Raw genomic sequence first — 26,901 nt, 5'->3', positions numbered from 1 at the left:
GTTCCCGAACGGATGCTAGTTCCCCGGGAACTGTTGATTCTGCAAAGATTTGATGACACTAGCAATCTTGTACATCAATCAAAAGCCGACCTTTGACTTGTCCCTTCAATATCCTTTCGCCCCAAGGAAGAATATCGGAAAGAGCGACCTTTGTCGTTGCAGCAGCAAGATGATCCTTTGGCAGTTCGCTGGCAAGACGTTGCCATGCCTTTATACGGGTTTCATAGGGGCACATCACTGAGTCAATGCCGATCAGTCGAACCCCGCGCAGCAGAAACGGAATAACTGTTGCCGGTAAATCCGGCCCGCCTGCCAACCCGCATGCTGAAACCACACCATGGTATTTCATCTCGGACAAAACATGGGCGAGTGTCGTGCTAGCGACACTGTCAATTGCACCAATCCACCGTTCTGTCAAAAGCGGTTTGCTTGTGTCCGTCAACTCGTTGCGATCAATGATGGTTATCGCCCCAAGTTCGCGCAAATACGCGTGGGTTTCTTCACGCCCCGTAGATGCAGCAACCCGATAGCCAAGAGCAGACAATATGGAAACGGCAACAGACCCGACGCCGCCAGCCGCACCGGTCACCAGTACTTCACCATCTTGCTTGGGCGAAACGCCTTGTTCTTCAAGGGCCATAACAGCAAGCATTGATGTAAATCCGGCAGTTCCGATAGCCATGGCCTCTGCACCGTCAAGCCCGTTTGGAAGATGAACAAGCCAGTCGGCCTTGACGCGTGCAAATTGTCCATAGCCACCCCAATGCGCCTCACCAACCCGCCAGCCGGTCAGCACAACCTCATCGCCCGGTTTGTAGCGATCATCACTTGATGAAACCACCTCGCCCGAAAAATCAACACCGGGTACATGTGGATAGGTTCGGACCAGTCGTCCCAAACCGTTCAGGATCATTCCATCCTTGTAATTAAGGGTCGACCATTTCACCCGAACAAGGACTTCACCCTCGGGCAGGTCGTCAATTTCAAGGGTTTTAAAACTTCCAACAACAGATTTATCCTGCTGATCCAGAACCAGTGCACGGAACGTCTCGCCCATGGGGTGCCTCCATCAATGATCATTTTATTGATCAAAGTTAGTGGCCCGCCGCAGGCCAGTCAAATACACCATTGGTAAAGGGGGCTTTAGTCTGCAGTGTCAAAGGGATCAGTTCCCTGACAAAGTTGCGTTTTCTGCACTGCCAAGAACCAGAATTAAAATCACCACGATGATCAGAAGACCAAGATAAAGATATACCCTTCGCGATGATGAAGCTGCATCTGTTTCAGCCGGAACAATATCGTCCTGCACTGCTGGTGGCAAACTACGATAAGACAACCAGCCCAGCAACGGGACAATCACAATGTCATCAAGCCAGCCAAACCCGACCAGAATATCGGGCAACAAATCAACCGGACTGATCAGATAAATCAGTCCGGCAAGCAGCAATAGCTTGGATTTCAGGCCGACATCCCCACGCATCAATGTGCGCAGCATATTGGGAACAATCATCCAGACTGAAGGTCCGACCCTAGGCATTCAATGCCCCTTTGACTGAAAAGTTAACCCGCATTCAGGGGGCAAGTGTTTCAAAAACGTCCTTTTGCGGGGCATGCCCCAACACATTGGTCTGATGCCAAAGCGCATAGAACAGAAGATGCCAGCAAGCAGCAGCTTCTTTCTTGCCCGGTGTTGTGAACAGCTTCTCAACAGCGGCTGGATCAGCAATCTCAAGTACACCGGCCTGATGAGCCACTAGCGGGCCAAGACGGTTACCCTTGTTTGCAATCCACTCGCCAACCGGCACCGTAAAGCCGCGTTTTTTCGCAAACGGGTGCGCCATTGGCAGACACCGCTCAAGCCAGCTCCGAAGCAGGAACTTGCCAACCCCTTTACGGACCTTGAGGCGATCGGGCAATTGATAGGCAAAATCGGCAACGGCAGGGTCCAGGAATGGTGTCCGCCCTTCAAGACCATGTGCCATCAACATCCGGTCAAGCTTGATCAGAAGATCATTTGGTAGCCAATCCGAACAATCCACGGCCTGTGCCACGGCGAGGCGCGAGCGTTTCCCACGATTTTCTCGGCTTTCCGATGCGGCAATTCCGTCGCGCCAACCGTCAAGAACACTGGGACGAAGGACATCAATCTTGTCAAAGGTTCCCTTGGAACGCATCACACGCCCCCCCAGCAACAATGGACGCATTACGGAACGATATCGACCATATCCACCAAACAGTTCGTCTCCGCCCTCACCGCACAAAACGACTTTGAAGTCGAGCGCGGCTTCGCTGGCAAGCTTGTAGGTCGGAAGGATCGCATAATCGGCAACCGGGTCATCCATCCGTGCAGCAACTTCGGGCAACAACGTCCAGAAATCACTTTCAGAGAACATGACCTCAATATGATTGGCATTGCACGCCTTGGCGACCTCACGTGCAATGTCTCGCTCGTCATGGACGCTGGATGCTTCAAAGGCCGCCGTATAAGCCGTTACCGGTCGCTCATTCAGACGATGCATCATGCCAAGCAACGACGCACTATCAATACCGCCGGACAGGAACATGGCATAATCAACGTCTGATCGTTGATGCAATCGCACTGACTCTTCGAAAACGCGGTCCCAGTCGCTCAGTGCTGCGTCGAGATTTGTTCCAACGGCACCGCGGTCTCCCAGAACCTGACGACGACGACGATCAATAATCCGTCCATTGTTGAGGACAATGGTTTCACCCGGAAGCAAACGCTTGATCCCGTCAAAGATCATGTCACTGCCGGTTGTAAACTGAACCTGCAACAATTCGGCACGTGCGTCATCGCGGACTTCGCGAGCAACCAGTCCGGCGGCAATCAGTGCCTGCGCTTCGGATGCAAAGGCAAAGAATTCGGGGGTTTCGACATAGTAAAGCTGTTTGATCCCGAATGGATCACGACACAGCACAACCTGATTTTCAATCACATCATGAATCGCAAAGGCATACATGCCACGGAGCTGGTCAAAACCCCCGATATTATCCCGTGCGTAAACTCTTAGTGCCGTTTCGCTGTCAGAACGCGTCTTGAAGCTTGCTTCACAGAGGCTTTTTCTAAGTTCGATATAGTTATAGATCTCGCCATTGGCGATCAGCACACTGCCGTTCTCATGATATAGCGGCTGATCTCCGGTATCGAGATCAATGATCGCAAGACGCGTCTGGATGAAGCCGACCGGTCCTTTGACATAACGCCCGTCACCGTCCGGGCCCCGATGGCCCAGCGCATCACGCAGACGATCCAGAATTTCGGGATCAAGTGTTTGCTTGTCCTTGGCGATATAACCGGCAATTCCGCACATTAACGCGCAACCTCGTCAAAGAAAGTCTTGTATCGGGCAACCACTACGTCTTCGGTGAAATCCGCCTCAAAGGCGGCGCGACCATTGGCTGACAATGTGTCGGAAAGCGTCTTGTCGTCAAGAACTGTACGAAGATCACGGGCCAGTGCCGGCACATCTTCAAGCGGAGAAAGCAAACCGCTCTCCCCCTGTGTAATCAACTGAACGGGCCCCTGACTTGCCTGTGCGACCACCGGTTTTCCGTTTGCCCACGCTTCGATAACCATGTTGCCTAGCGGTTCGTGGCGCGACGACGCACAGAACACATCACATGTGGCAAACAGATTGGCCACATCGCGCCGCCACCCCAGCAAACGCACACGATCTGCAACGCCGCATTCGCCAGACAATTTCAACAGATCATCTTTTAGATCCCCTGCACCCGCGATCCATAGATATGCATCCGGCACATCGACCATCGCACGGATAAGGGTATCAAACCCTTTGTTTTGATGCAGACGTCCCAATCCAAGAACAAGCGGCGCATCTTTCGGGGTGTTGAACTCCGAACGATCAATGGCAATCCCCGGTGTTGCATCAACAAAGTTGGGCAAATAGTGGGTCCGATCAGACGGCCAGCCTTCGCGCACAAGATAGTCGCAAATATCTTTGGTATTGCCGATCAGATGATCACAATCGCGGAAATTCTTGAGTTTGTAATAACCTCCAAGTCGCGCAACCTTGGTGAAGTCACCAGATGGTGTCATTCGGCTGGCACGGTTCATCCATGTCAGAACAATGCGTGGCTTGTGCTTTCTGATCTGTTGGCGCAATCCCCAGGGTGTGCGCAAATCGAACCTTCCACCGAACGGCAACTCATCAAATGATACGCCATTTTCTGCCAGAACCGAGTTCCGCCCCGCGTTCGGGCGAACAATACAATGTTGATCGCCCCCAGCACGCTGAAAACCGCACGCCAGACGGACAAAAAATTCCTCGGCCCCGCCAAACGGACTTCCTGCCATGGTTTGCAGCAGCATGGTCACCTGATCAGCCTCTCAAATGCCTCTGACGCTTGTGCCCAGCCCCAACTACGCTGCAGATCAATAGAGGCCTTGTGTTGTTTCGACCATAAAGCATCATCATTGAGTATTTCGGCCGTTCGTTTGGCGAACAAATCGTCGTCATTGGCAACAAACCCAGTTTGGCCATCCTTAATGCGTTCGGCTACGCATCCAACCTCCTGAACCACGCATGGAACCCCCATAGCCTGTGCTTCGCCAAGCGCCAAGCAGAATGTTTCACCAACATCCCCCCGATAGGGCATCACCCGTGCTGCGCGCATTTCATCAAGCAGCTGGGTCTTGGGCACAGGTCCGCGCAAAACAATACCTGCGTCGCGCAAGGTTTCCGCATGATCAAGGATTGCTTTCATACGTTGAGCTTTTTCATCACCCGCCGAACCATACGTCTGTGGTCCGGCAAACACATGTAATTCGGCATCGGGCGACAGCGGATGAATTTTCGTAGCCCACAGATCAACAAGCCAATCAAGTGAACGCAATGGGTTGGAGGTAAATATTGCGCGTTTCTGGCGGATTCCACCACCAACTTCAGCAGTCATGAAACGGTTCTCGATCCCACAGGGGATAACAACCCGTTCACCGCATGGCGCCCATTTCGGATATGTCGCCAGATGGTGTGCTCCCGAAAAGACGATGGCAGGTTTAATCTTCCAGAGGCGCGACAGGTAACGCCATTTCAACAGATAGTCCGCAGGGTTATGAATCCAGAAGATGGTACGTTTTGCATCTGGCATTTTTCCCAGCAAGCGATGCCCGCGATTGGCAATATAAAGATCGGCCGTTTTCGGAAAACCATCAGACAGTGGTTGCCACTTAACACCATTGTTTTCATGCGGCCTGTCGCAATTATTAATGATGGTAACGTCATGACCGCGTGCAGCCATCCCCTCGGCAAGCGAAATGAAAGCAGTTTCTGTGCCACCCAGCGGGCGTTCAGACAACGTGAAGCCGTCAAACTTGATACCGTCATCGGCCAGAACGATTATAGCCATCAGATCAATTTTCCTCGTACTTGGCCTTGATATAGGAAATCACCGGAAACAAGCCGGCAAATAACGCGATAAGGAAACCGATCCCGCCTTCTCTGTATCCCTTGCGCCCGACATAGCAACGAATGAAGCGCGAAAACAGGCGGCGAATATTATTTCCGAAAGACCCGATTTTTCCACTATCGCGGAGATCAGCTGCACGTGCTGTGGAATAGCTATCAAGCCGTTTGATCATATCGGAAATATTGCGGTCAACGTAATGACGGACCGGATGGCTAAGCCGTGGTCCCTTTTCACCCTTGAACGTTACGGCCGGATGGACGCGTTGCGGCCCCCAATGCTTACCACCTGCCCGGAATATCCCCCCATAAGCCGACTTTCCAAAAGATGATCCCCAGCCATAGCGTACCAGACGTGTCCCGACATAGTTATCGACAGGTAAGTCATGATATCCAAACGTGCTGACGGCAATAACGTCGCGTATTTCCCGTGCAAGCTCCTCTGAAACATGTTCATCGGCATCGACCTCAAGCACCCAGTCACCGCTAACCTGTGACAGTGCATAGTTACGTCGCTCACCTTCCATCACCCAGCTCCCCACAAGTGTTCTGGCTCCGGCAGCGCTGGCAATTTCTTCGGTTTTGTCGATGCATTTGTCGCAGAGAACAATGATTTCATCGGCAAAGGCAACATGAGCCAGACACGAAGGAAGACGTTCTTCCTCGTTATGGGCGGTGATCACCACAGTCAGCTTGGGCAATACATTGCTCATCATTGTTTTCCATTCTTACTGGACAAAAGGACACTGGCCGCATCAACAACCCTGTCGACAGAAAGGGTTCCCATCAGACTGTCGTGAGACCGCCATGTCGCCCCGGAGCTCCAGATTTCGTCATAGGACATTTCCGTCCTTACATGTGCGGTAAGAGGACCACAGGGACCATAATTTTCTTCACGGGTCGGCCCGAAAAGCCCCAATGTCGGAATACCTGCGGCAGCGGCCATATGCATGAGCCCGCTATCATTGCCAATATATAAATCGCTACGCTCAAGACAGGCCTGCACTGTTAGCAGGTCCTCATCACCGAAGATGACGGTTCGATTTGCCTCTGGCAATGCGTCAATCACTGGCTTGGCAGCTTCGCGTTCATTTGGTGCACCAACCAGAAGCACATGTGCGTCGGGTAAAATGCCGTCTTGCGACCGTAGCCGCGCGATCACATCAACGAAATTCGCTGCCGCCCATGTCTTCCCACCCCAATTCGCAGAAGGACCGATTGCTAACACCTTGCATCTGTTACCGGGAAGCAAATCATCTGCACGTGATCTGTGTTTCTGATCAATCCAGATTTTCGGATAAAGGCCCTTCTTAAGACCGATCATCCTCGCCATTTGCTCTACACGATGAATGCTGTCGTCATTGCCTTTGAGCACCACCCGTTTGCTGCCCGGAAGAACATAGGCCGTGGCACTGCCGCGCAGGTCAACAATCACATCCCACCAGTTCAGAACAACCGACTTCCAAAGCTTCCACCAATGCCCTCCGCGCTTTTGCTTGGGCATCTCAATGATGCGATCAAGGTTCGGGACGGCCTGGAAAATCGGGGCGGCAACCGGCCCGCAAGCAACGGTTACCCGGACGCCCGGATATGTCTCGACATAATGGCGCAGGACCGACGTTGAAAGGACAGCGTCCCCCAAACGGTTCGATGTGATGAACAGAAGGCGCACGGTTTAAAGTTTCTCCAGCTCGCCTGCAACATGGATCCATTCCCGGCGATCATTGCGGGCCGCCTCGGACTGGCTGGCAAAGAACGAACGATCTGTCAGAAGCTGTGTGGTGATATTGCCATAAGCCGATTCATCGGGAACAATATAACCGGTCTTTCCATCTTCGATCCGGTTCCTGGCAATCCCGCCATAGGATACCACCGGCGTTGCAGCACCAAGTGCATCGACAATCCATTGGCCGACATGATCCGTGCCGTATTTCCCGTGATGAAGGAAAACACGCGCATTGGCGACAGTCTCGGCCATATCGGCTTCGGGCTTGGGATGAAGAACCCGAACCCCCTTGTCAATCGCGCCGCGGACAAGATCAATAATGTCTTCAGAAACATCATCATTCTCGCCAGCCATGGCGCTAAACAGATCATAGGCATAGACTTCAAGGATCGCCTTGGGTGCCTTTGGCGCGACATAGGCATCCCAGATACGAATGATCTGGGCGATACCGGTTTTGGTGTTGGCCACCGTTACCGCAAGCTCGTCACGCGATTCAAACGCCCAGTGCATGTTTGATGCCATGGTAAAGGCCGATGTCGCGCCAGGCTTGACCACAATCGGCTTTTTGGCGAGTTCTGCATCAAAAGCCTTGGCCTGTGCATCGTCGCTGAAGATGACCTGAACTTTCTTTTCCTGAAGAACCAGACTCACTTCATCCGCATTCAGTCGCCCAGGATCCCCATCGAACCATAGAACAATCGTTGCACCAGCCGGAACCGAGGGATGGCTGAGCAAGGCAGGATCGCGCCAGACAATAACGGTATCGACCGCATCGCCACCAAATGGCGGCAATTCGGCATCAAGTTGTCGCCATGCTACACCGCTTGCATCCTTGTCGATCCCGCCATTGCGGCGCGCTTCGACCTTGTGACCACGGGCAACAAGGGCCTCGGCCAATGCGATGAAGGCGCGTTGGCAAGTCCCCAGCGGGCGGGCTTCACGATCCTTCGGATCAAAGCCGATTGACTGTTCAAGCATCAAGATTTTCATAAGTTTGGTTCTAGCTGCTCGGAGGCGTTTTATGAAGGGTTTTCTTGCATATGGATATGGCTTTATCCCTGAGACAGGCCTTGCGAAATTTGTACGATTGCCCCACATTTCGCCCAAACAAATCCGACAGATCGGAGCCGATAAAATTATGAGTGAGTCTTTCTACGCCATCCTGACGGATCGCGCCGTCATCCGCGTCAGCGGGCCAGATCGCGTAAGCTTTTTGCAAGGACTGGTATCAAACAACATCGAAACCGTCTCGGCAACCAGATCGGGCTATGGTGCCCTACTGACACCGCAGGGCAAATTCCTGTTTGATTTCTTTGTCTATCGACAGGATGAGGACAGCCTGCTGATTGAATGTGAACGCGGTGAAAATGGCGAACGTGCGGCTGAACTGTTCAAAAAACTGCGCATGTATAAATTACGCGCCAAAGCCGAACTGACCGACGTTACCGACAGCTATGACGTCATTGCCGTATTTGGCAAGGATGCGCTGACCAACCTGTTTACCGACACAACAGCCGGCACCACTGGACGCATTGCCGATGGTATCAAGGTCGTAGACCCGCGCCTGGCTGCGCTGGGTGCACGCATCCTGCTTCCCAAGAACGAACTTGCTGAAATGGCGGCAATCGGCGCGACTGAAAGCACCACCGAAGCTTACCACAAAATGCGCGTGTCCCTTGGCGTCCCCAATGGCAGCGATGATATGGAAATCGAGAAATCGATCCTGCTTGAAAACGGTTTTGAGGAGCTTGGCGGCGTCGATTTCAAAAAGGGCTGCTATATGGGGCAGGAACTGACCGCGCGCACCAAATATCGCGGTCTTGTGCGCAAACGTCTATTGCCGATCACGATTGATGGCCCGAGCCCCGACGCAGGCACCATCATCATGAATGGCGACAAGGAAGCCGGGACCATTCGTTCCGTGCATGGCAATGTCGGGCTTGCGCTGATCCGCCTTGAACGGGTTGGCGATGATGCCGAGCTGCATGCAGGCGATGCCAAAATCACGGTTTGCGTGCCCGACTGGGTCCAGTTGCCGGAAACCGCCGCATAACAATGCTTTGGCGAACCTGACTTTAGCCAGACAGAATATCTTTGCCACGGGTCCCGAATTTCGGGGCCCGTTTCACATTCGGGCCTGTTCGAAAGGGTAGATCCCCCTTATGTTAAGATCAGAATGAAACAGGTATTTACAATGAAACTGCGCCATGCCGCGCCCTACGTGATCGCAATGTTCGCAGCATTCTGCGTCATCGTAGCATCCCCGCAGCCAATTTCTGCCAAGCAAAACCCGCCCGGTATCAGCGACAAACCGGTTTCGGACATGTCGATCGCAGATACCAGTGCCGAACTGGCAACCATTACGCAGGTCTATAACCGTAAAGGTAACGAGATCAAGCAAATGGCACAGGGCGTATTGTTACGTTTCTATCCGCAGAAAATAGTACCCTGTGGCTCGATCGTGACCTCGGTAAGCGACTGTATTGAAAATGAATGGCCTGATCTGAGAGATTATCCGGGACATTTTCTGGGCGCTGGCGAAAAGCCAAGCCTTAGTCCAACGCTTGCGCAAGCGCGCATGACCGAAGAGAACTATTTCGACGCAGTTGAACGCGTCAATATGCTGCTTCGCGCGGTGCGCTATGAAAGCACGCTCAAGCCCGAAGAACGCTATCGCGATCACCTTGATGAAGTCATTGCGCATATGACCGATCTTCAAGAAGCCGAATTCCACCGTGCCATCCTGTACGAAAAGATGTTCAAGATCGGTGGGATCGTCCTGTTATTACTCGGTCTGTCGGTTGGCGGGATGCTGGTGATGAAGCATATCGCGCAGCGCAATGATCCGAATTCTGAAATCGGAAAAAAATAACGGCGGCAAGTTTCCCTGCCGCCGTCGGAATTTACCTGTAACGATCTTACTTGCGCGCAAGGGCCGCCTGCGCAGCAGCCAGACGTGCGATGGGCACGCGGTAAGGGGAACAGGAAACATAATCCAGTCCCTGTGCCTCGCAGAAGGCAATGGATGCCGGATCGCCGCCATGTTCGCCACAGATGCCAAGCTTGATGTCCTTGCGGGTTGCGCGACCGCGCTCGGCGGCCAGTGAAACAAGTTCACCAACTCCGTCCTGATCAAGGGATACAAACGGGTCACCTGCGAAGATGTCCTTGGCAATATAGGTATCAAGGAAACGCGACGCATCATCACGCGACAGACCAAAGGTGGTCTGGGTGAGGTCATTGGTCCCGAAGCTGAAGAATTCGGCTTCTTCGGCAATCTCGCCCGCACGCAGGGCCGCACGCGGCAATTCAATCATCGTGCCGACAAGGAAGTTCAGCTTGGCTGATTTCTCCGTCTCGACATCAGCAGCAACCTTGATGATCGCGGCTTTGAGGATCTCAAGTTCCTTCTTGCCGACAATCAGCGGAATCATGATTTCCGGGATCACCGGATCTCCGCCATCCTTTGAAACTTCGATCGCTGCTTCAAAGATCGCGCGCGCCTGCATTTCATAGATTTCTGGATAGCTGATACCAAGACGGCACCCGCGATGACCCAGCATCGGGTTGGCTTCGGCAAGATCAAGCAGACGGCGTTTTACCACCGCCTCGGACACACCGGCTGCATTTGCCACCTCGGCGATTTCGGCATCACCATGGGGCAGGAATTCATGAAGCGGCGGATCGAGCAGACGGATCGTCACGGGAAGACCCTTCATGATCCGGAACAGATCAATAAAGTCCTGACGCTGATAAGGCAGAAGCTTATCGAGCGCAGCACGACGCCCCTGCTCGGTTTCGGCCAGGATCATCTCGCGCATGGAAATGATACGTGCCGGGTCAAAGAACATGTGCTCGGTACGGCAAAGACCAATACCCTCGGCCCCGAAACCACGTGCGGTTTCGGCGTCATCAGGTGTTTCGGCATTGGTGCGAACCTTCAGACGACGCACACCATCGGCCCATTCCATCAGCTGGGAAAAATCACCAGACAGATCGGGTTTAAGGGTGGCGACCTCGCCCAGCATGACTTCGCCGGTACTGCCATCAAGGGTGATGACATCCCCTTCTTTCAGGGTTACGCCGCCGGAAATCATCGTCTTGTTGGCATAGTCGATCTTGACTGCACCAGCGCCACAAACGCAAGGCGTCCCCATACCACGTGCCACCACGGCTGCGTGACTGGTCATGCCACCGCGAGATGTCAGAATACCTTCGGCAGCATGCATGCCAGCGATATCTTCGGGGCTGGTTTCAATACGCACCAGAATGACCTTGCGGCCCTTGTTTGAAACCCATTCTTCGGCGGACTCGGCCGAAAACACAATCTGACCTGATGCTGCGCCCGGCGATGCCGGAAGGCCCATGCCAACGACCTTGCGTTCGGCATCCGGATCAAGGGTCGGGTGAAGCAACTGATCAAGCTGTGCCGGATCGACACGACGCAATGCATCTTCCTGCGAAATCACACCGTCACGACACATTTCAACCGCGATGCGAAGGGCAGCCTTCGCCGTACGTTTACCAGCACGGGTCTGAAGCATGTAAAGTTTGCCCGATTCAACGGTGAATTCCATGTCCTGCATGTCGCGGTAATGGGATTCAAGCTTGTCACGGATATCGCAAAGCTCGCCAAAGACACCCGGAAGAGCTTCTTCCATCGACGTCAGATCAGAACCGGATTCTTCGCGTTCAATCTTGGTCAGCGGCGCCGGGGTACGGATGCCCGCAACCACGTCTTCGCCCTGTGCATTGATCAGATATTCGCCGTAGAAGCGGTTTTCACCGGTCGACGGGTTGCGCGAGAAACAAACACCGGTCGCGCAATCATCGCCCATATTGCCAAACACCATGGCCTGAACGTTGACTGCCGTTCCCCAGCTTGCCGGGATATTGTGCAAGCGACGATAGGTGTTGGCACGCGCATTCATCCAGCTGCCAAATACAGCCCCGATCGCGCCCCATAGCTGTTCACGCGGATCCTGCGGGAAGGGTGCATCAAGCTCGCTCTGGACTTTCTTTTTGAATTGCCCAACGACGTCGGCCCAGTCATCGGCACCCATTTCGGTATCAAGGGAATAGCCCTTGTCTTCCTTGTGCATCTCAAGGATTTCTTCGAAATGGTAATGGTCAACACCCAGAACAACATCGCCATACATCTGGATGAAACGGCGGTAGCTGTCATAGGCAAAACGACGATCACCGGAAACCTTTGCAAGTCCTTCGACGGTTTCATCATTCAGACCGAGGTTAAGGACCGTGTCCATCATGCCCGGCATCGAGGCACGGGCACCGGAGCGAACCGAAACAAGAAGCGGGTCCTTCGCGTCACCAAACTTGCGCCCGACCAGCTTTTCAACAGCGCCGAGCGCGTTTTCAACTTCGGAATCCAGACCAGCCGGGTAAGCACGGTCATTGTCATAAAACGCCGTGCAAACTTCGGTTGTAATGGTAAAGCCGGGCGGAACAGGAAGTCCGAGATTGCTCATCTCAGCAAGGTTCGCGCCCTTGCCACCCAGAAGTTCACGCATATCCGAACGGCCTTCGGCGCTACCGCCACCGAAACCGTACACCCATTTGGTCATCTTGCCTTTTCCTCATCTGGTCAAGGCCCCTTTGGGCCTCCCCGGATGGGGAAAGCCCCGCAACCTTGACCTATTTATGACTCGATCTTCGAGAAGTCGGCAATGTCATGCAACGCAGTGCGAATTTGTGCCAACAGCTTGAGACGGTTGGCACGTTCGTCTGCATTGTCACTATTTACCGTGACCTTTTCGAAGAATGCATCGACCGGTTCACGCAACCGCGCAAATTCGGTCATAGCCGCGGCGTAATCCTCGTCACGCAGAAGTGGCAAGGCCTTATGCCGGACATCAATGAGCGCCTCATACAGCTTGCGTTCTTCTTCCTCGCGCAGAAGAGATGCGGAAACATCCGCGTCATAGGACATATCGTCCTTTTTCTCTTCGATGCGCAGAATATTGGACGCACGCTTGTAGCCGGCCATAAGGTTGACGCCGCTTTCACCAGAGACAAAATCGGAAAGCGCTTCAACACGGGCCAGCAGGCGGACAAGATCGTCCTCGCCATCCAGCGCGAACACAGCAGACACCAGATCATGGCGCACCCCCTGTTCACGCAGATGGACTTTCAGGCGGTCAGCAAAGAAGGCCAGAAGGTCTTCGACCGCCTCGTCACGACGAATGGCTGCCGGGTACTGGGAAACCGCGAATGCGAATGCGCGACGCAGCGGCATACGCAACCCGTTTTCCAGAACCAGACGGATGACGCCCAGTGCCGCACGACGCAGCGCGAACGGGTCTTTTGAACCGGTCGGTTTTTCGTCGATGGTAAAGAACCCGGCAAGGGTGTCGAGCTTCTCTGCCAGTGCAACAGCAACAGAAACCGGGGCAGTCGGACAGCTATCCGACGGACCGGCAGGTGCATAATGTTCAGCAATGGCATTGGCGACTTCCGGGGCTTCGCCATCATTCTCGGCGTAGTATTTACCCATCAGTCCCTGAAGTTCAGTGAATTCGAACACCATCTGCGACACCAGGTCGGCCTTGCCGATCTCGGCCGCACGGTCTGCCAGTTTGACATTGCAATTCGGAATGTCGGCAGACAGTTCACGCGCAAGGCCACGAAGACGCAGAACACGTTCTGCAAGCGACCCAAGCTTGGCGTGGAAGACGATGTTATCAAGTTTCGGCAGACGCGATTGCAGCGTCACTTTCCGATCCTGATCCCAGAAGAACTTGGCATCATGCAGACGCGCACGCAGAACACGCTCGTTACCAGCAATGATCTTGGCGTTGTTGTCAGCAGTTACCATGTTCGAAATGGTGATGAAGCGCGCGGCAAGCTTGCCGTCCTTGTCTTCAACAACGAAATATTTCTGATGTTCACGCATCGAGGTTTCAAGAACTTCGCGCGGGATATCCATGAACTGGTCATCAACCTTGCCCATAACCGGCACCGGCCACTCAACCAGACCACAGACCTCTTCGAGAAGACCGTTATCTTCCAGAAGCGTGACCCCTTCTGCGGCGGCCAGTTTCCTGGCACCATCAAGAATGACCTGCTTGCGCTCTTCACGGTCAAGCATGACCTTGGCGGCGCGAAGTTTTTCCTTGTAGTCCGCGCCATTGGCAACGCTGAATTCAGCCGGTGCAAGGAAGCGATGACCACGAGTGCTGTCACCAGCCGTTACCGGGCCATAGGATACCGGGATCACCTTGCCGTCAAACAGGCACAGGATACGGTCAAGCTGACGGACCCAGCGTACCTTGTGATCGGCCCAGCGCATGGATTTCGGCCATGGCAGTTTGTTCATCGCATCTTCGATGATGTCCTTCAGGACGTCGGATGCGGGGCGACCTTTCTGCTCGACAATGGCGAAGAGGAAAACACCCTTGGGGGTTTCGCGCTTTTCACATTGATCAAGGGTCACACCATTTCCGGCAAGGAAGCCGCTAATGGCTTTTTCCGGAGCGTCAGCACGCGGACCGCGGCGTTCTTCGCGCAGGTCAGGCTGTTTTTCCGGAAGACCGTCAATGATCAGAGCCAAACGGCGCGGGGTTACCAGTGCTTCGACCTTGTCAAAGGCAAGATCAGCGGCCTTGAGGCCATCGGTCACCAGTTTCGACAGGTCTTCAGCGGCACGGGCCTGCATGCGGGCAGGAATTTCTTCGGAAAACAGTTCAAGCAGCAACTCGGCCATAACTTATGCCTCCTCTTTCAGATGGCCGCGCGACCGCAGCCACGCTTCGCAGCAGGATTTCGACATGTCACGAACACGACCGATATAGGCCGCACGTTCGGTAACCGAAATTACGCCGCGCGCATCAAGAAGGTTAAAGAGATGGCTTGCTTTCATAGCCTGCTCATAGGCCGGAAGTGCCAGACCGCGTTCGATATTCACCGCACACTCGGCCTGTGCATCCTTGAAGTGAGCGAACAGCATATCGGTGTTCGCGACTTCAAAGTTATAGGTCGATTGTTCAACTTCGTTCTGAAGGAACACTTCGCCATAGGTCACGCCCTGACCATTGTAATCAAGGTCATAAACGTTTTCCACGCCCTGGATATACATCGCTAGACGTTCCAGACCATAGGTCAGCTCGACCGGGACCGGGTTACATTCATAACCGCCGACCTGCTGGAAGTAGGTGAACTGGGTGACTTCCATCCCGTCGAGCCAGACTTCCCAGCCAAGGCCCCATGCACCAAGGGTCGGGCTTTCCCAGTCATCTTCGACAAAGCGGATGTCATGGGCCATCGGATCAATACCCAGATGTTTCAGCGACCCAAGATACAGATCCTGCGAATTGGCCGGTGACGGCTTCATCAGAACCTGGAACTGGTAATAATGCTGCAAACGGTTCGGGTTCTCTCCATAACGACCATCGGTCGGGCGACGGCAGGGCTGCACATAAGCCACATTCCAGGTTTCCGGACCAAGCGCGCGCAAGGTTGTCGCGGTATGGAAGGTACCGGCACCGACTTCCAAGTCATATGGCTGCAGGATGACACAACCCTGATCAGCCCAATAGCTTTGCAGTCGAAGAATGATTTCCTGGAATGAAGGGGGACGTTGCGACCCGTCGAGCGCCATGGCGCGAACTCTCTATTACTGTTGTCTATAAATTTAGAGCGGCAAGCTACCGCCCTGCCCCCTCGCGGTCAAGAACGCAAAAGCCCTGAGACACGCTGAATTTGCAACCCTTGCATCCCCGCTCACCGTCTCATACCGCATCGCAGCAATATAGATCGGCGATCAGAGCGGGAATTCCAAGCAAAATAAGGGCAGTTTCACCCAAAGTCTTACACATCCCGATCAAACGGGTTTTGTCCGGATAACTTGGGAAAAAAGCAGAAATCAGGCATCGCAACGATGCGCGCTGCCTTCGGCATGGTAAACGCCGCAATCGGGGCACTTTTCCATTTCCTGGGCGACAGAACCCGATTGTTCTTTTTTATGGTGGCGGGTTTGCTTGGGCTGCTCATTTCTGGAAACCTGCTTGGCGCGGTTAAACAGCTTGAAGCCTTGCCAGACGACAACGATGACCAAGGCCGTAAAAATGATTTTCGAAAAGCTCAGCATGTCCGATCCCAAAGCACCATGATTTCTGCGGCAAAGACCGCAGCCATGTCGCACTTATATGCAAATATGCACAAATTAGAAACCGGGCAATGGTAAGGGATTGCGCAAAAGTTCATCGGTTTGCGGCAAATAGGTGCCCGCAGCATCATGAAGAACAAGTCCGCGACGCAAGGTCAGCGGTGATGCAACACCTTTTCTGGCTTGAACAATCACACGCAGCGGTGCGTCCGCGTCGGCCTTGCTCCAGATCGGATAAACTGTCATGTCCCCGGCCCGCCCGTGCAAAAGCCCGATAATCCGGTCAAGATGATCTGCACGGTGAACAAGGGTAATGCGCCCCTTTTGACGCACCATCTTCAAACAGAACCCGATCCAGTTTTTCAGATCCGCACTGCCTTCCTGATGGGCCGTGGCACGGCTTTCATTGGCCGGACGCGTACCCCCGGCGTAATAGGGCGGATTGGAAATAACCTGATCAAAGCTTTCAGCAACCAGTGGCAGACTTGCGTTATTGATATCACCGTGGATCGGAGTCACCCGATCAGCCAAACCGTTTTCCATCACGTTGCGACAAAACAGCGCATAGAGATCGTCTTGCAGTTCAACCCCGGTGACCTTTGCTTTTTCAAGACGCTTGGCAACACAAAGCCCGGCCGATCCGACAGCTGCACCAACATCGAGAATTTTCTCATCACGATGGGAATTGACCGACACAGCAGCTGCCAGCAACACCGCATCAACGGCAGCGCGGTAACCGTCAACAGGCTGTTTCAACGTCACCGATCCGCCTAACAGATAATCGTGGCTTATCCGGGCTTCGGGGAAGTCGGGAACTTCTATGGTTGCAACTGCACTTGCCATCCGGTCAAGGGTCCTGAATGTCGGGTTATTCCTGTGCCATCGCGTCACGCGATGAATCATTGGCAGCGTTATGGGCATCCAGATCGCGTCTGGCAATATCGAGAATGTATTTCGCCCGGCTTTCTTCTTCGTTATCGACCATCAGGCGACGGGAAAGTGCGCCGATCGATCCTTCAAGGATGCTGGAGTGATAATCAAAAATATGACTGGTGATTCCTTCGTCCGCCAAGACCGACTGGGCCCAGCTCAGTTCGATCGGATCATTGCTGCGAAAGAGTTCGATCATATGCTTTTCCCCTGAAAGTTTGCAGTTCCGGCGCCCCTACACCTTTGGATCGGGCTCACAAGAACTGACGATATGTAATATAATGTAGGGGTTTGCAGACAGGTTTTTCAAAATTCCACCGACAAAACCGCAATTTATCGCAAGATTCGTGCATGCCCTGATGACATTTGTCCACTTGACCATGATGCCTTGGCCTATCTATGTTGAGGCCGCCTGGTGTTATTTGCGATCTTCGCCGAATTCAGGCAGCGAAGATGCCCTTGAAAAAGTCGGAATACAGCGTGACCAATACCGCACCGCAGCCTAAGACTCAGCCGAGCCTTGATTCACTGGTCAATCTTGTTGACGCCGATATGAAACGCGTCAATCAGGTGATCATCGACAATATGCACAGCGAAGTCGCCCTGATTCCGCAATTGGCTACACATCTTGTCGCAGCAGGTGGCAAACGCATGCGCCCGATGCTGACATTGGCTTCTGCCCGCCTTTGCGGCTATGGCGACGGTCCCGATGCAGTTGATCTGGCGGCTTGCGTTGAATTCATTCACACTGCAACCCTTCTGCATGATGACGTGGTCGATGAAAGCCAGCTGCGCCGTGGTCAGGCATCGGCAAATGCCCTGTTTGGAAACGAAGCAAGCGTTCTGGTCGGTGACTTCCTGTTTGCGCGCGCCTTTGTCGTCATGGTCAAAACCGGATCGCTGCGCGTTCTGGATATTCTGGCTCAGGCATCCGCCGTCATTGCCGAGGGCGAAGTTCTTCAGCTGTCGACCGCCAATGACATGAGCACGTCCGAAGAAGCCTATCTTGAGGTCATTACCGCCAAGACCGCTGCCCTCTTTGGTGCCGCGTCCCAGATTGGTGCCGTGATTGCCAACCGTTCGGCCGAGGACGAGGAAGCCCTTCGTCTGTATGGCATCTATCTTGGTACTGCCTTCCAGCTTATCGACGATGTTCTTGATTATTCAGCCCATCAGGCAACGCTTGGCAAAACCGTTGGCGATGATTTCCGCGACGGCAAGGTAACACTGCCGGTGATCATTTCCTATGCCAAGGGTGACGACGAAGAAAAAGCATTCTGGCGTCGCTGCATGGAAGACCAGAATTTCGAGGAGGGTGATCTCGACCGCGCCCAGACCCTGATCCGCAAATATGATGCACTGGACGCATCAATGGATCGCGCCCGCGAATATGGTCAGATGGCGATTGAAACACTGTCACGCTTTGAAGATGGCGCCATCAAGGATGCCATGATCGAAGCCGTGGAATTCTGTATTTCCCGCCCTTATTAAGGGCCATACCCATATTGCATGCCGGGGTCGTCCGGGTTTGACGCAAAAATATCTTGCGTCATCTTCCAGAAACCAGTATCACCCGGCTTCGCAGAATGACGGAGCGTAGCTCAGCCTGGTAGAGCACTGTCTTCGGGAGGCAGGGGTCGGAGGTTCGAATCCTCTCGCTCCGACCAAATTTGATAGAAATATCAAGGTCGTACGCCCCAGCAGAAATGCTGGGGCGTTTTTCGTTCAGGCATTCCGGACACCGCACCTTTGCGCCATCGTGGATGACACTGGCACCTGGTGCGCCCTATTCCTCAAAGGTGACATCATATTTCTGCAGGAAGAATTGTTCTCTTTCTCCCTTCATCGCGATGCGCCCCTCATTCCATATCCTGATAAGTTCATGCCTGCGCTCGTCAGGCATTTTTTTCGAAAAGATTGCTCTTTCGACCAGCTTCTTTTCCAGCCCCGGTCGCACAACCTGCAGATCGTCATTCATGCCCAGACGATTTAAAACATACTGAAGAACCAGTTCGTTATCTGCATACAGATCAACACGGCCTTCCTTGATCATGGTGAATATCCGGTCCACCACATCATCGTAGCCGGAAATCACTTCAACAAATTCGGCGTTTTCCGGATCATCGATATAGTTCTGATAATTGATGCTGGCCGCACTGTAATCCCAGCCGGGGCCAGTCGCCACACGCTTGCCCACTATTGATTGGACACCGTCATAGCGCCAAGGATCGTTTCGACGGATAACGAAGGCCGTTGTGTAGGCAAATGTTTTTTCCTCGGCATACACGACATCCTTTTCCGCCTCTTTGACATATACGTATTCCGGCAACATATCGCAGCCGCCGTCCGCAACCATGGCAATCCCGCGCGCCAAAGGGACTTCGTAATATTCAATGCCATAGCCTTTTGACGCGTATATTTCGTCAAGCATATCGATCACGACACCACGTCCGGCCTCGCCATCAGTAGGAAAGATCGTCATCGGTGCCCACTGATCGTAGCAAACCTTGAGCGTATCTGCCCGTGCAATGCCGGACATACCAGCTACAAGAAGAACTGCCATCAGGACTGACAAAGGCTTCACGTTTTTACATTTCGACACGGTCGCGTCCCTTTTCCTTGGCACCATAAAGCTTCACATCAGCCTGTTTAAACAGTTCCTCGATAGAAGCATCGCCATGACGGGACGACGAAACACCAAGGCTTACTGTATAGGTGATTGTTTGAGCATCAACTTCCAGCCTGGCCTCGCCAATTGACTGCCTTAGACGGTCGGCAAGCCTGACGGCCTCATCAATACCTGTATCCGGCAGGAACACCGCAAATTCCTCACCGCCGAGACGACCGAAAAGGTCGCTTTCACGCAGCAATCTTTGAACCGCTTGGGTGAAGTGAATAAGAACCTGGTCACCCGCGAAATGACCGTATGTATCGTTGATGGCCTTGAAACGGTCCAGATCCATCAGAATGAATGACGCAGCTGATTTATCTGAACGCGCCTGAACAAGCATTTGCCTCGCCGTTTCAATAAAGCTGCCACGGTTCAGTGCCCGGGTCAGAGAATCATAAGCCGCAAGGTCGCGCAGCTTGTCATTAAGGACCTGTAGTTCCTCTGTCCGCTTTGCGACGGCTTCCTCAAGCCACATCCGCTTGCTCTGTTCATCCTGGAGCAATTTATTCTGCGCGTTTTCCATCGCGCAGAGCATCTTGTTCATATGCTCTTGAAGCTTGCTGATTTCGTTTTCTTCAACAACGGAAAGTTTGATGCGCTCCCTGCCTTTTTCACCAAGCTGGACCTCGTCAACCTGTGACATCAATTCTTTCAATGGCTTGGCAAGAAAGCGGTCCAGCGCCCAAATGAACAACAGGAACAAGACAGTCAGTTTGACAATTGCCGTAATCGCAATCAGCGCAAACCCGAACAGGACACGGTCCAGAACCACCTGAGAAGACGAGTAAAGTTTAAGCGTCCCCAACGCTATTTTTGTATTGTTCAGAAGCCATGACAGTTCAGATTCCGTGTCAAAAAGTGACAGTGGGGCTGCACCTTCCTCATATGACCGCCTTGAGACAAGAACCTTCGCGTTATTATCGAATATATCGACACCAACAATAATTGGCATCTTGAGAAGCCCGACAACAAGTGCGTCGAGTTGCTTTTGATTATATTGCCATAAGCTGGTTGCAACAGAGTCCCTGACGGTTTGTTCCAACTGTTCCAGTTCGCCTTGGATCGAGTCCTGCGTTTTCAGATATTCAGTGAGAAACTGCCCACCTGTCACAAGAGCAGACACCCCCAAATAGATGGAGAAAATCACGCGCATCAATTTTTGAGACAGATTCTTGGGACGAATAAAACTGGTAAACATAGAAATCAAAACTTCCCGACAAACTTCAGGCTTTAGCGAATCTATCTGTCGCCCAATCACTACAGGCGTTTCGAGCGCAACTTCGAATATAATGTGTATGCAATGTTAGGCGAGCTATTTGTAACTCGTCTGGCAGGTTATCCTGTTTCGCTGAGAAAATCGGGAGTTGCCCGCTTCAACTGCGACGTCTCCAGTCCGCATGCAAACATGACGAACACGCCCCCAACTGTCAGTTGCCGTCTTGCCCGTGATCTTGTTCTGTTTTGCCCCAGAAAATCACATCCCGCAGGCGATTTTATTTCATCCCCCAACAACCCTTATGCGAAGCAAGGCAACTGATCGAATTTTTTCCCCGAAACAGCCGGATTATGCTTGATCCGCCCGAAAAGAAGGGCTAAACATCCGCCCACTGACGGAGCGTAGCTCAGCCTGGTAGAGCACTGTCTTCGGGAGGCAGGGGTCGGAGGTTCGAATCCTCTCGCTCCGACCATCAGTCGGGCGGTCTTTCATTGAAAGACCGCCCGTTTTCATTTCAGCCAGGCTTAAGCCCACCGTTCATCGTGACGGGTGCTTGACACGGGCATCATTCGCCGTGCTTGAAGACAATTTTGCACCCGCAAATACCGGTCGGGAAAATCGGGCCTGTGATGGTGATGGCTATGAACCGACCCTATCCATTCCGCTAAGCCCCCCCACCCTCCGAGTATTTTCTTCCCCGATTCCATACGGCAAAAAGCCGTCTCCCCCCTATTAAATTCGGTCAAACGACAAATTCTTCCAGCTTTCTAGGGTAGTAACGGCTATACCGCTCAACCCCGCAGGAAATACGCAATTCAGTGCGCATTTCCTACTTTTGAATAGTGATGCAAGTTATTTTTCACGCAACTGCAAAGATATTTTCTTGCGCAAACGGCGAAACAAACTTGCTCATACTTGCGAAATACGCTTATGCTTCGCCCTGCAACATAAAGATCGGGGAGAAAACCGCCCCAATAATAAAAGCAAAAGGCGGTAGTCGGCCTCACGTGGTATTACCAATTTCGGACTTCTTAGGGAGGAAGACGAATGACTTTTTCTAAATTGCTCAAGTCGGCAACCTGTGCCGCTGTTCTTGCTGCAGCTGCATTCTCTGCTGCGCCGTCTGATGCAAATGCTCAGGAGCGTGTTCGCTGGAAAATGGGCTCCACCTATCCGGGCAGCCTGACCCAGCTTGGTACGCTTGGTAAACGTGTTGATGATAAAATTGACGAAGTTTCCGGTGGCAACATCAACATCAAGTTCTATGAGCCGGGCGCACTTGTTCCTGCACTTGAAGTTTTCGACGCTGTTTCAACCGGGTCGATCGATGCAGCTTTCTCCACCCCGGGTTACTGGGCGGGTAAAGTTCCCGCACTTCAGCTGTTTGGTGCCGTTCCGTTCGGTCCGCAGGCTGGTGAATATCTGGCATGGGTCAAGTTTGGCGGCGGTCAGGAAATCTTTGACAAGCTTTATGCCGAACATGGCATCAAGTCGCTGTTCTGCGGCCTGATCGCACCGGAAGCTTCGGGCTGGTTCTCCAAGGAGATCAACTCGGTTGAAGACCTCAAAGGTCTGAAAATGCGCTTCTTCGGTCTTGGCGCAAAAGTCATGGAAAAGCTCGGTGTTTCGACCCAGCTTCTTTCGGCTGGCGACATCTATCCGGCACTTGAACTCGGCACCATTGATGCAACCGAATTCTCCATGCCGGCAATTGACCTGAAACTCGGCTTCCATCAGGTCGCCAAGTTCTACTACTTCCCGGGCTGGCACCAGCAGTCCACCCTGTTCGATCTGATGATGAACAAGGAAAAATGGGACGCACTGGACAAAACCCAGCAGGCCCAAATTGAAGCCGTATGTAACGACAACCTTGCTTATGGTTTCGCTGAAGGTGAAGCAATCCAGTTCTCGGCTCTGAAAGAGCTGCAGGAAAAAGGCGTCAACATCAAGAAATGGTCGCCTGAAATGCTCGACGCAATGCGCGGTGCATGGGAAGAAGTTGCTGGTGAGCTTTCGGCTGAAGATGCCAACTTCAAAATGGCATATGACAGCCTCCAGGAGTTCCGTGCGAACTACAAAATCTGGAAAGACATCGGCTATCTCGATTAATCCGACAGGTCTGACTGACTGCTAGGCAGTCAATAAGAACAAGTCTCGGCAAGGCCGGGTGCCAAGTGCTCCCGGCCTTGACCGCGAATAAAAGACCCGGGAGACTTTCTATGGAAGCGCTATTAAAATTCAGTGACGGCATTGATAATGTTGTTACCCGTGTGGGGAAACTTGCAGCACTGCTTGCAATACCACTTATGTTCGTCATCATTTATGACGTGATCCAGCGCAAATTTGGCGGACAGGGATCGATCAAGCTTCAAGAGCTTGAATGGCACCTCCACACCGGCCTGTTCATGCTGTGCTTTGGATATGCCTATGTTCGTGATTCCCACGTTCGCATTGAACTCATCCGCGATAATCTGCGTCCGCGCACACGCGCCATCGTCGAAATGATTGGCGGTATTGTCTGCGTATTGCCGTTCTGCGCACTGGTTATGTATTTCGGTTTCGATTTTGTTGCCCGGTCTTTTGAAAACCACGAAGTTTCGGCGGCAACGACCGGCTTGACTCATCGCTGGATCATCAAATCCACCATTCCTATCGGCTTTGGCCTTCTCGCCATGGCGGGGCTTTCGATCTTCCTGAAATGCTTCGTCTTTGTCTTTGGTCCGACCAACCTGCACAAGCGGGCCGGTTACTATGTCGGAACTCACCATGCAGATCTTGGCGACATCGCCAAGATAGAAGACTAAGCGGAACGGGGATAATTCCAAATGGGTAACTTCTATATCGAAGACTGGTTTCCGCTGTTCATGTTTGCCTCTCTCGGCATTCTTGTCTTCACGGGGCTTCCGGTAGCATTTGTCATTTCGGGTATCGGGATCGCCTTTGGCTTCCTCGGAATGGCCTATGACGTTTTCTCTTTTATTGAATTTTTCAATATCGTTTCACGTATCTGGGGCGGCATCTCCGAGAACATGGTGATGGTTGCCGTGCCGATGTTCATTTACATGGGTACGATGCTTGAAAAAAGTGGCGTTGCAGAAGACCTTCTGGAATGCCTGAACATGCTCCTGCGCAAGGTTCCAGGTGGTTTGGCACTGTCTGTCACCCTGATGGGGACGATCATGGCCGCAACCACCGGCATTATTGGCGCATCGGTTGTGATGATGACCCTTCTGGCCCTGCCGGTCATGATGCGTCGTAACTATGATCCATCCCTTGCCACAGGAACAATTGCTGCATCCGGTACGCTGGGCATTCTGATCCCGCCATCGATCATGCTGGTTCTGATGTCCGATCTGTTGTCGGTTTCGGTTGGCAACCTGTTCCTTGCAGCCATCATTCCGGGTCTTCTTCTGGCAAGCTTGTATACGGTCTATATCTTTGTCCGTTGCCAGATTAATCCGTCATTGGCACCGCCCCTTCCAGAAGGCGAAGCCGTTCACGGCATGGATCTGGTGCGCATGATGCTGCGCAGCTTCCTGCCGCCGGTCTTCCTGATTGTTCTGGTGCTGGGTTCCATCTTTGCCGGTTTTGCAACCCCCACCGAAGCCGCAGGCGTCGGTGCGGTTGGTGCGACCTTCCTGGCGCTGGTTAAAGGCCGTCTGAAATGGCCGGTTCTGAAAGACGTTTGCGAACGCTCTGCGCTGACCGGTGCGATGCTGTTCTTCCTGTTTGCCGGTGCGACGGTATTCTCCTATGTGTTCCGTTCGCTTGGTGGTGATGATCTTGTCATTGACCTTGTCGAAAGTGCCGGTCTTGGCTCTTGGGGCATTCTGCTTTTGCTGATGATGATCGTCTTCATTCTCGGCTTCTTCTTTGACTGGGTTGAGATCACCCTGATCGTTCTGCCGATCTTTGCACCGGTCATTGCCCAGCTTGATTTTGGCCATCACCTTGATATCGGCGGTATTCAGGCAAGCGAAGCACAGATTCTGACCTGGTTTGCGGTGCTTGTTGCGGTGAACCTGCAAACAAGCTTCCTGACGCCCCCCTTCGGGTTTGCCCTGTTCTATCTCAAAGGCGTGGCGCCAAAATCGATCTCGATCCAGCAGATTTACAAAGGCATCATTCCCTTTGTGCTCTTGCAGGTCCTTGGTCTTATTATGGTGATGTATTTCCCGGAACTGGCATTGTGGATGCCAAATACATTCCTTGAATAAACCGGACAGATTTCTTATCAGGCGCTGCTTTCGGGCAGCGCCTTTTTTGTTTGCCTGATGATCAGACTGTCAATCAGCTTGCCAAAACAAAACCGCCCGGATCAAAGATCGGGCGGTTCATAATGTGATAGAATGATGATCGAGATTAATTGTGCAAAGCCCGTTCGCTTGGCAATTGCAGCATGCGGCCCATCAGATAATCCACATCGTCGGAATCAAATTCCACACCAAGATCACCATACTGGGTCAGTACCCGTTCGATCATCCGGCGTGAATAACGTTCCTTGTCCTGCTCCCCCCCGTCAAAGGTTGTCTCACGGGCAACTTCAATAGCAGCACGCACACCCGGGAAGAAATGTTCGGGAAGCTTGGCCTTGTTGTAGATCGCCTCAAGACCAAAAGGCCCGCTGTCATGAATGAGAATGCGGGTATTGATCAGCGATACACCTGCCCGCTTGGCAAGGGCCGCTTCAAAGAATGAAACATCCCCCATGCACAGGGCCCGCAGGATAAGGCCACTGGTCAGGCGGTTATTGGCATAAAGATGTTCGACAAGCAATTCGACATCACGGTCTTCTACCCCCTCGCCCAGAAGGCCGATGGTGGCACTTTCCTGCGATTGGGTCATGACGGCATTTACGATGCCCTCGGGGATATGCCCGCGTGAAATCAGTTGTGACCGCATGCGGTCAGACACCAGCGTCACCAGTCGTTCGGCAATCGTGATCGGCAAATGATTGCGTTCGATCATTGGCTTCTGGATGCGTTCGTTATCGCCAAAGTCGGTAACGACCTTCTGCAGCGACACTTCGCTGATCTCGGCCCCCTGGTTCGACATAAGGTCGACCATCACATCTTCATGGCCGATATCAACAAGCGTGGCCGAAACAATTTCCGAAACATAGGCACGCGACGCGATGGCGCGCTGCTTTTCAACGCTGTCGGCATTGTCGCCGATGATATCGACCAGATCGTCGTCGTTGAGAACTTCGGAGAATTCAAGAACCGGAAGAGCGACTTCATCAACGTCGCGCGCCAAAGTCGCTGCCACGTCATGAGGAACAAGTGGTGTCTGCGCGAGGTTCTTTGCAAGCGCCTTGCGCACGCGGACCTCGGCATCGCGGATCATCAGACGAAAGATATCTTCAGCCAGAACACGTTCACTGTCAGAGAGCGTATCTGTGGAAAACTCACGGCTAATCTTATCGGCTGTCTCAGCACGGTTTTGCCCTGAAGGGTCCTGAACCAGCTTATTCAGATCGTCTTTTGTGATACGTGGCAATAGATATCTCCTGGCACGCTTCTCAACTGGCTGCCAATTTACATATGCACATTATACTTCTGGCAATAAATCGACAAACATATTTTCCCCAAAACGGCGACAAGTTCCTGATTTTCAAACATCCTGCGGTTCCCCTTGCCTGCAAAACCGGCAAGGATGCGGTTTATCAGCCCTGCGGCCAGATTTTATCGGACAACCCCGTTTGCACACCCCACATATTCAGAGCATCAAAGGCTTTGCCACGTCGAATTGATGAAGCTCAAGAACCCCATATGTCTGATATGGTAAATG

23 protein-coding genes and 2 tRNA genes are annotated in these 26,901 nt (G+C 52.9%); 9 read left to right on the top strand and 16 right to left on the bottom strand.

The window, feature by feature from the left end:
• Positions 1-58 precede the first annotated feature (58 nt).
• The 8 genes from acuI to WA318_RS06455 all read right to left on the bottom strand — a co-directional run bounded on the left by acuI (position 59) and on the right by WA318_RS06455 (position 8,148).
• Positions 59-1,057, bottom strand: a complete 999-nt coding sequence (gene acuI / locus WA318_RS06490; RefSeq protein ID WP_336080345.1) for an acrylyl-CoA reductase (NADPH) — start codon at positions 1,055-1,057, stop codon at positions 59-61.
• Between the two features lie 108 nt (positions 1,058-1,165).
• Positions 1,166-1,537, bottom strand: a complete 372-nt coding sequence (locus WA318_RS06485) for a YkvA family protein (RefSeq protein WP_336080344.1) — start codon at positions 1,535-1,537, stop codon at positions 1,166-1,168.
• A 34-nt stretch (positions 1,538-1,571) separates the two neighbouring features.
• The gene (gene asnB, locus WA318_RS06480) at positions 1,572-3,332 is read right to left on the bottom strand and encodes an asparagine synthase (glutamine-hydrolyzing) (RefSeq protein WP_336080343.1); all 1,761 of its coding nucleotides are present in this window, start codon (positions 3,330-3,332) and stop codon (positions 1,572-1,574) included.
• Positions 3,332-4,351, bottom strand: a complete 1,020-nt coding sequence (locus WA318_RS06475; RefSeq protein ID WP_336080442.1) for a glycosyltransferase — start codon at positions 4,349-4,351, stop codon at positions 3,332-3,334. The genes asnB and WA318_RS06475 overlap by 1 nt, the downstream gene beginning before the upstream one ends.
• Before the next feature lie 2 nt (positions 4,352-4,353).
• Positions 4,354-5,337: a glycosyltransferase family 4 protein gene (locus tag WA318_RS06470; protein ID WP_336080342.1), complete on the bottom strand. Its 984-nt coding sequence runs from the start codon at positions 5,335-5,337 to the stop codon at positions 4,354-4,356.
• Positions 5,338-5,392: 55 nt separating this feature from the next.
• Positions 5,393-6,160, bottom strand: a complete 768-nt coding sequence (locus tag WA318_RS06465; protein ID WP_336080341.1) for a glycosyltransferase family 2 protein — start codon at positions 6,158-6,160, stop codon at positions 5,393-5,395.
• Complete coding sequence (locus WA318_RS06460) at positions 6,157-7,116, bottom strand: glycosyltransferase family 9 protein (protein ID WP_336080340.1); 960 nt, start codon at positions 7,114-7,116, stop codon at positions 6,157-6,159. Before WA318_RS06460 ends, WA318_RS06465 begins: the two co-directional genes overlap by 4 nt.
• A gap of 3 nt (positions 7,117-7,119) precedes the next feature.
• A complete protein-coding gene (locus tag WA318_RS06455) occupies positions 7,120-8,148 on the bottom strand; it encodes a glycosyltransferase (protein WP_336080339.1) in 1,029 nt (342 codons plus the stop codon).
• 160 nt (positions 8,149-8,308) lie between these two features.
• On the opposite strand from WA318_RS06455, the gene ygfZ reads away from it, so the two are divergent.
• Positions 8,309-9,223 (top strand): CAF17-like 4Fe-4S cluster assembly/insertion protein YgfZ, encoded by a 915-nt coding sequence (ygfZ, locus tag WA318_RS06450; RefSeq protein WP_336080338.1) that lies wholly within the window; start codon positions 8,309-8,311, stop codon positions 9,221-9,223.
• A 141-nt stretch (positions 9,224-9,364) separates the two neighbouring features.
• Positions 9,365-10,042: a hypothetical protein gene (locus tag WA318_RS06445; protein WP_336080337.1), complete on the top strand. Its 678-nt coding sequence runs from the start codon at positions 9,365-9,367 to the stop codon at positions 10,040-10,042.
• A 46-nt stretch (positions 10,043-10,088) separates the two neighbouring features.
• Here WA318_RS06445 and ppdK read toward each other — a convergent pair whose 3' ends face one another.
• From ppdK to WA318_RS06430, 3 genes are all read right to left on the bottom strand, one after another.
• Positions 10,089-12,755 (bottom strand): pyruvate, phosphate dikinase, encoded by a 2,667-nt coding sequence (ppdK, locus tag WA318_RS06440; protein ID WP_336080336.1) that lies wholly within the window; start codon positions 12,753-12,755, stop codon positions 10,089-10,091.
• A 74-nt stretch (positions 12,756-12,829) separates the two neighbouring features.
• Positions 12,830-14,893 carry a glycine--tRNA ligase subunit beta gene (gene glyS, locus WA318_RS06435; RefSeq protein ID WP_336080335.1) on the bottom strand — a complete coding sequence of 688 codons (2,064 nt, stop codon included), beginning with the start codon at positions 14,891-14,893 and terminating at the stop codon, positions 12,830-12,832.
• Positions 14,894-14,896: 3 nt separating this feature from the next.
• Positions 14,897-15,787 (bottom strand): glycine--tRNA ligase subunit alpha, encoded by an 891-nt coding sequence (locus tag WA318_RS06430; RefSeq protein WP_336080334.1) that lies wholly within the window; start codon positions 15,785-15,787, stop codon positions 14,897-14,899.
• A 246-nt stretch (positions 15,788-16,033) separates the two neighbouring features.
• On the opposite strand from WA318_RS06430, the gene WA318_RS06425 reads away from it, so the two are divergent.
• The gene (locus tag WA318_RS06425) at positions 16,034-16,372 is read left to right on the top strand and encodes a hypothetical protein (protein ID WP_336080333.1); all 339 of its coding nucleotides are present in this window, start codon (positions 16,034-16,036) and stop codon (positions 16,370-16,372) included.
• Here the strand turns inward: WA318_RS06425 and WA318_RS06420 are convergent.
• Together WA318_RS06420 and WA318_RS06415 are read right to left on the bottom strand one after the other, a co-directional pair.
• Positions 16,352-17,137, bottom strand: coding sequence for a tRNA1(Val) (adenine(37)-N6)-methyltransferase (locus WA318_RS06420; protein WP_336080332.1), 786 nt, complete (start codon positions 17,135-17,137; stop codon positions 16,352-16,354). The two genes, WA318_RS06425 and WA318_RS06420, sit on opposite strands and share 21 nt — an antisense overlap.
• A gap of 25 nt (positions 17,138-17,162) precedes the next feature.
• Positions 17,163-17,423 carry a putative signal transducing protein gene (locus WA318_RS06415; protein WP_114099060.1) on the bottom strand — a complete coding sequence of 87 codons (261 nt, stop codon included), beginning with the start codon at positions 17,421-17,423 and terminating at the stop codon, positions 17,163-17,165.
• Positions 17,424-17,677: 254 nt separating this feature from the next.
• Here WA318_RS06415 and WA318_RS06410 point away from each other — a divergent pair, with 254 nt between their 5' ends.
• The gene (locus tag WA318_RS06410) at positions 17,678-18,715 is read left to right on the top strand and encodes a polyprenyl synthetase family protein (RefSeq protein WP_114099059.1); all 1,038 of its coding nucleotides are present in this window, start codon (positions 17,678-17,680) and stop codon (positions 18,713-18,715) included.
• A 99-nt stretch (positions 18,716-18,814) separates the two neighbouring features.
• Positions 18,815-18,891 (top strand) — tRNA-Pro (locus WA318_RS06405).
• A 119-nt stretch (positions 18,892-19,010) separates the two neighbouring features.
• On the opposite strand, the gene WA318_RS06400 is transcribed toward WA318_RS06405, so the two are convergent.
• Together WA318_RS06400 and WA318_RS06395 are read right to left on the bottom strand one after the other, a co-directional pair.
• The gene (locus tag WA318_RS06400) at positions 19,011-19,763 is read right to left on the bottom strand and encodes a substrate-binding periplasmic protein (protein ID WP_336080441.1); all 753 of its coding nucleotides are present in this window, start codon (positions 19,761-19,763) and stop codon (positions 19,011-19,013) included.
• Positions 19,764-19,812: 49 nt separating this feature from the next.
• Positions 19,813-21,153, bottom strand: coding sequence for a diguanylate cyclase (locus tag WA318_RS06395; protein ID WP_336080331.1), 1,341 nt, complete (start codon positions 21,151-21,153; stop codon positions 19,813-19,815).
• 353 nt (positions 21,154-21,506) lie between these two features.
• Here WA318_RS06395 and WA318_RS06390 point away from each other — a divergent pair.
• The 4 genes from WA318_RS06390 (at position 21,507) to WA318_RS06375 (ending at position 25,328) form a co-directional block, all read left to right on the top strand.
• Positions 21,507-21,583: transfer RNA gene (locus WA318_RS06390), tRNA-Pro, on the top strand.
• Positions 21,584-22,158: 575 nt separating this feature from the next.
• Positions 22,159-23,220, top strand: coding sequence for a TRAP transporter substrate-binding protein (locus WA318_RS06385; RefSeq protein WP_114099513.1), 1,062 nt, complete (start codon positions 22,159-22,161; stop codon positions 23,218-23,220).
• A gap of 110 nt (positions 23,221-23,330) precedes the next feature.
• Positions 23,331-23,915, top strand: a complete 585-nt coding sequence (locus WA318_RS06380) for a TRAP transporter small permease subunit (protein ID WP_114099514.1) — start codon at positions 23,331-23,333, stop codon at positions 23,913-23,915.
• Between the two features lie 21 nt (positions 23,916-23,936).
• Positions 23,937-25,328, top strand: coding sequence for a TRAP transporter large permease (locus tag WA318_RS06375; protein WP_114099515.1), 1,392 nt, complete (start codon positions 23,937-23,939; stop codon positions 25,326-25,328).
• Between the two features lie 145 nt (positions 25,329-25,473).
• Here the strand turns inward: WA318_RS06375 and WA318_RS06370 are convergent, their stop codons facing one another.
• Complete coding sequence (locus tag WA318_RS06370) at positions 25,474-26,610, bottom strand: DUF2336 domain-containing protein (RefSeq protein WP_114099516.1); 1,137 nt, start codon at positions 26,608-26,610, stop codon at positions 25,474-25,476.
• Positions 26,611-26,901: the final 291 nt, after the last annotated feature.

Origin of the sequence: Thalassospira sp. CH_XMU1448-2 (assembly GCF_037027285.1) — a bacterium.
In the GTDB taxonomy this organism is placed as follows: domain Bacteria; phylum Pseudomonadota; class Alphaproteobacteria; order Rhodospirillales; family Thalassospiraceae; genus Thalassospira; species Thalassospira profundimaris_C.
Note: the sequence above shows the minus strand (reverse complement) of the source record. Positions and strands in the feature narration are given on the sequence as shown.

What these genes read in the sequence shown, in the direction of transcription:
- acuI (WP_336080345.1), bottom strand. Translation starts at nt 1,057, where the DNA reads ATGGGCGAGACGTTCCGTGCACTGGTTCTGGATCAGCAGGATAAATCT.
- WA318_RS06485 (WP_336080344.1), bottom strand. Translation starts at nt 1,537, where the DNA reads ATGCCTAGGGTCGGACCTTCAGTCTGGATGATTGTTCCCAATATGCTG.
- asnB (WP_336080343.1), bottom strand. Translation starts at nt 3,332, where the DNA reads ATGTGCGGAATTGCCGGTTATATCGCCAAGGACAAGCAAACACTTGAT.
- WA318_RS06475 (WP_336080442.1), bottom strand. Translation starts at nt 4,351, where the DNA reads ATGCTGCTGCAAACCATGGCAGGAAGTCCGTTTGGCGGGGCCGAGGAA.
- WA318_RS06465 (WP_336080341.1), bottom strand. Translation starts at nt 6,160, where the DNA reads ATGATGAGCAATGTATTGCCCAAGCTGACTGTGGTGATCACCGCCCAT.
- WA318_RS06455 (WP_336080339.1), bottom strand. Translation starts at nt 8,148, where the DNA reads ATGCTTGAACAGTCAATCGGCTTTGATCCGAAGGATCGTGAAGCCCGC.
- ygfZ (WP_336080338.1), top strand. Translation starts at nt 8,309, where the DNA reads ATGAGTGAGTCTTTCTACGCCATCCTGACGGATCGCGCCGTCATCCGC.
- WA318_RS06445 (WP_336080337.1), top strand. Translation starts at nt 9,365, where the DNA reads ATGAAACTGCGCCATGCCGCGCCCTACGTGATCGCAATGTTCGCAGCA.
- ppdK (WP_336080336.1), bottom strand. Translation starts at nt 12,755, where the DNA reads ATGACCAAATGGGTGTACGGTTTCGGTGGCGGTAGCGCCGAAGGCCGT.
- glyS (WP_336080335.1), bottom strand. Translation starts at nt 14,893, where the DNA reads ATGGCCGAGTTGCTGCTTGAACTGTTTTCCGAAGAAATTCCTGCCCGC.
- WA318_RS06430 (WP_336080334.1), bottom strand. Translation starts at nt 15,787, where the DNA reads ATGGCGCTCGACGGGTCGCAACGTCCCCCTTCATTCCAGGAAATCATT.
- WA318_RS06420 (WP_336080332.1), bottom strand. Translation starts at nt 17,137, where the DNA reads ATGGCAAGTGCAGTTGCAACCATAGAAGTTCCCGACTTCCCCGAAGCC.
- WA318_RS06415 (WP_114099060.1), bottom strand. Translation starts at nt 17,423, where the DNA reads ATGATCGAACTCTTTCGCAGCAATGATCCGATCGAACTGAGCTGGGCC.
- WA318_RS06410 (WP_114099059.1), top strand. Translation starts at nt 17,678, where the DNA reads ATGCCCTTGAAAAAGTCGGAATACAGCGTGACCAATACCGCACCGCAG.
- WA318_RS06400 (WP_336080441.1), bottom strand. Translation starts at nt 19,763, where the DNA reads ATGTCCGGCATTGCACGGGCAGATACGCTCAAGGTTTGCTACGATCAG.
- WA318_RS06385 (WP_114099513.1), top strand. Translation starts at nt 22,159, where the DNA reads ATGACTTTTTCTAAATTGCTCAAGTCGGCAACCTGTGCCGCTGTTCTT.
- WA318_RS06380 (WP_114099514.1), top strand. Translation starts at nt 23,331, where the DNA reads ATGGAAGCGCTATTAAAATTCAGTGACGGCATTGATAATGTTGTTACC.
- WA318_RS06375 (WP_114099515.1), top strand. Translation starts at nt 23,937, where the DNA reads ATGGGTAACTTCTATATCGAAGACTGGTTTCCGCTGTTCATGTTTGCC.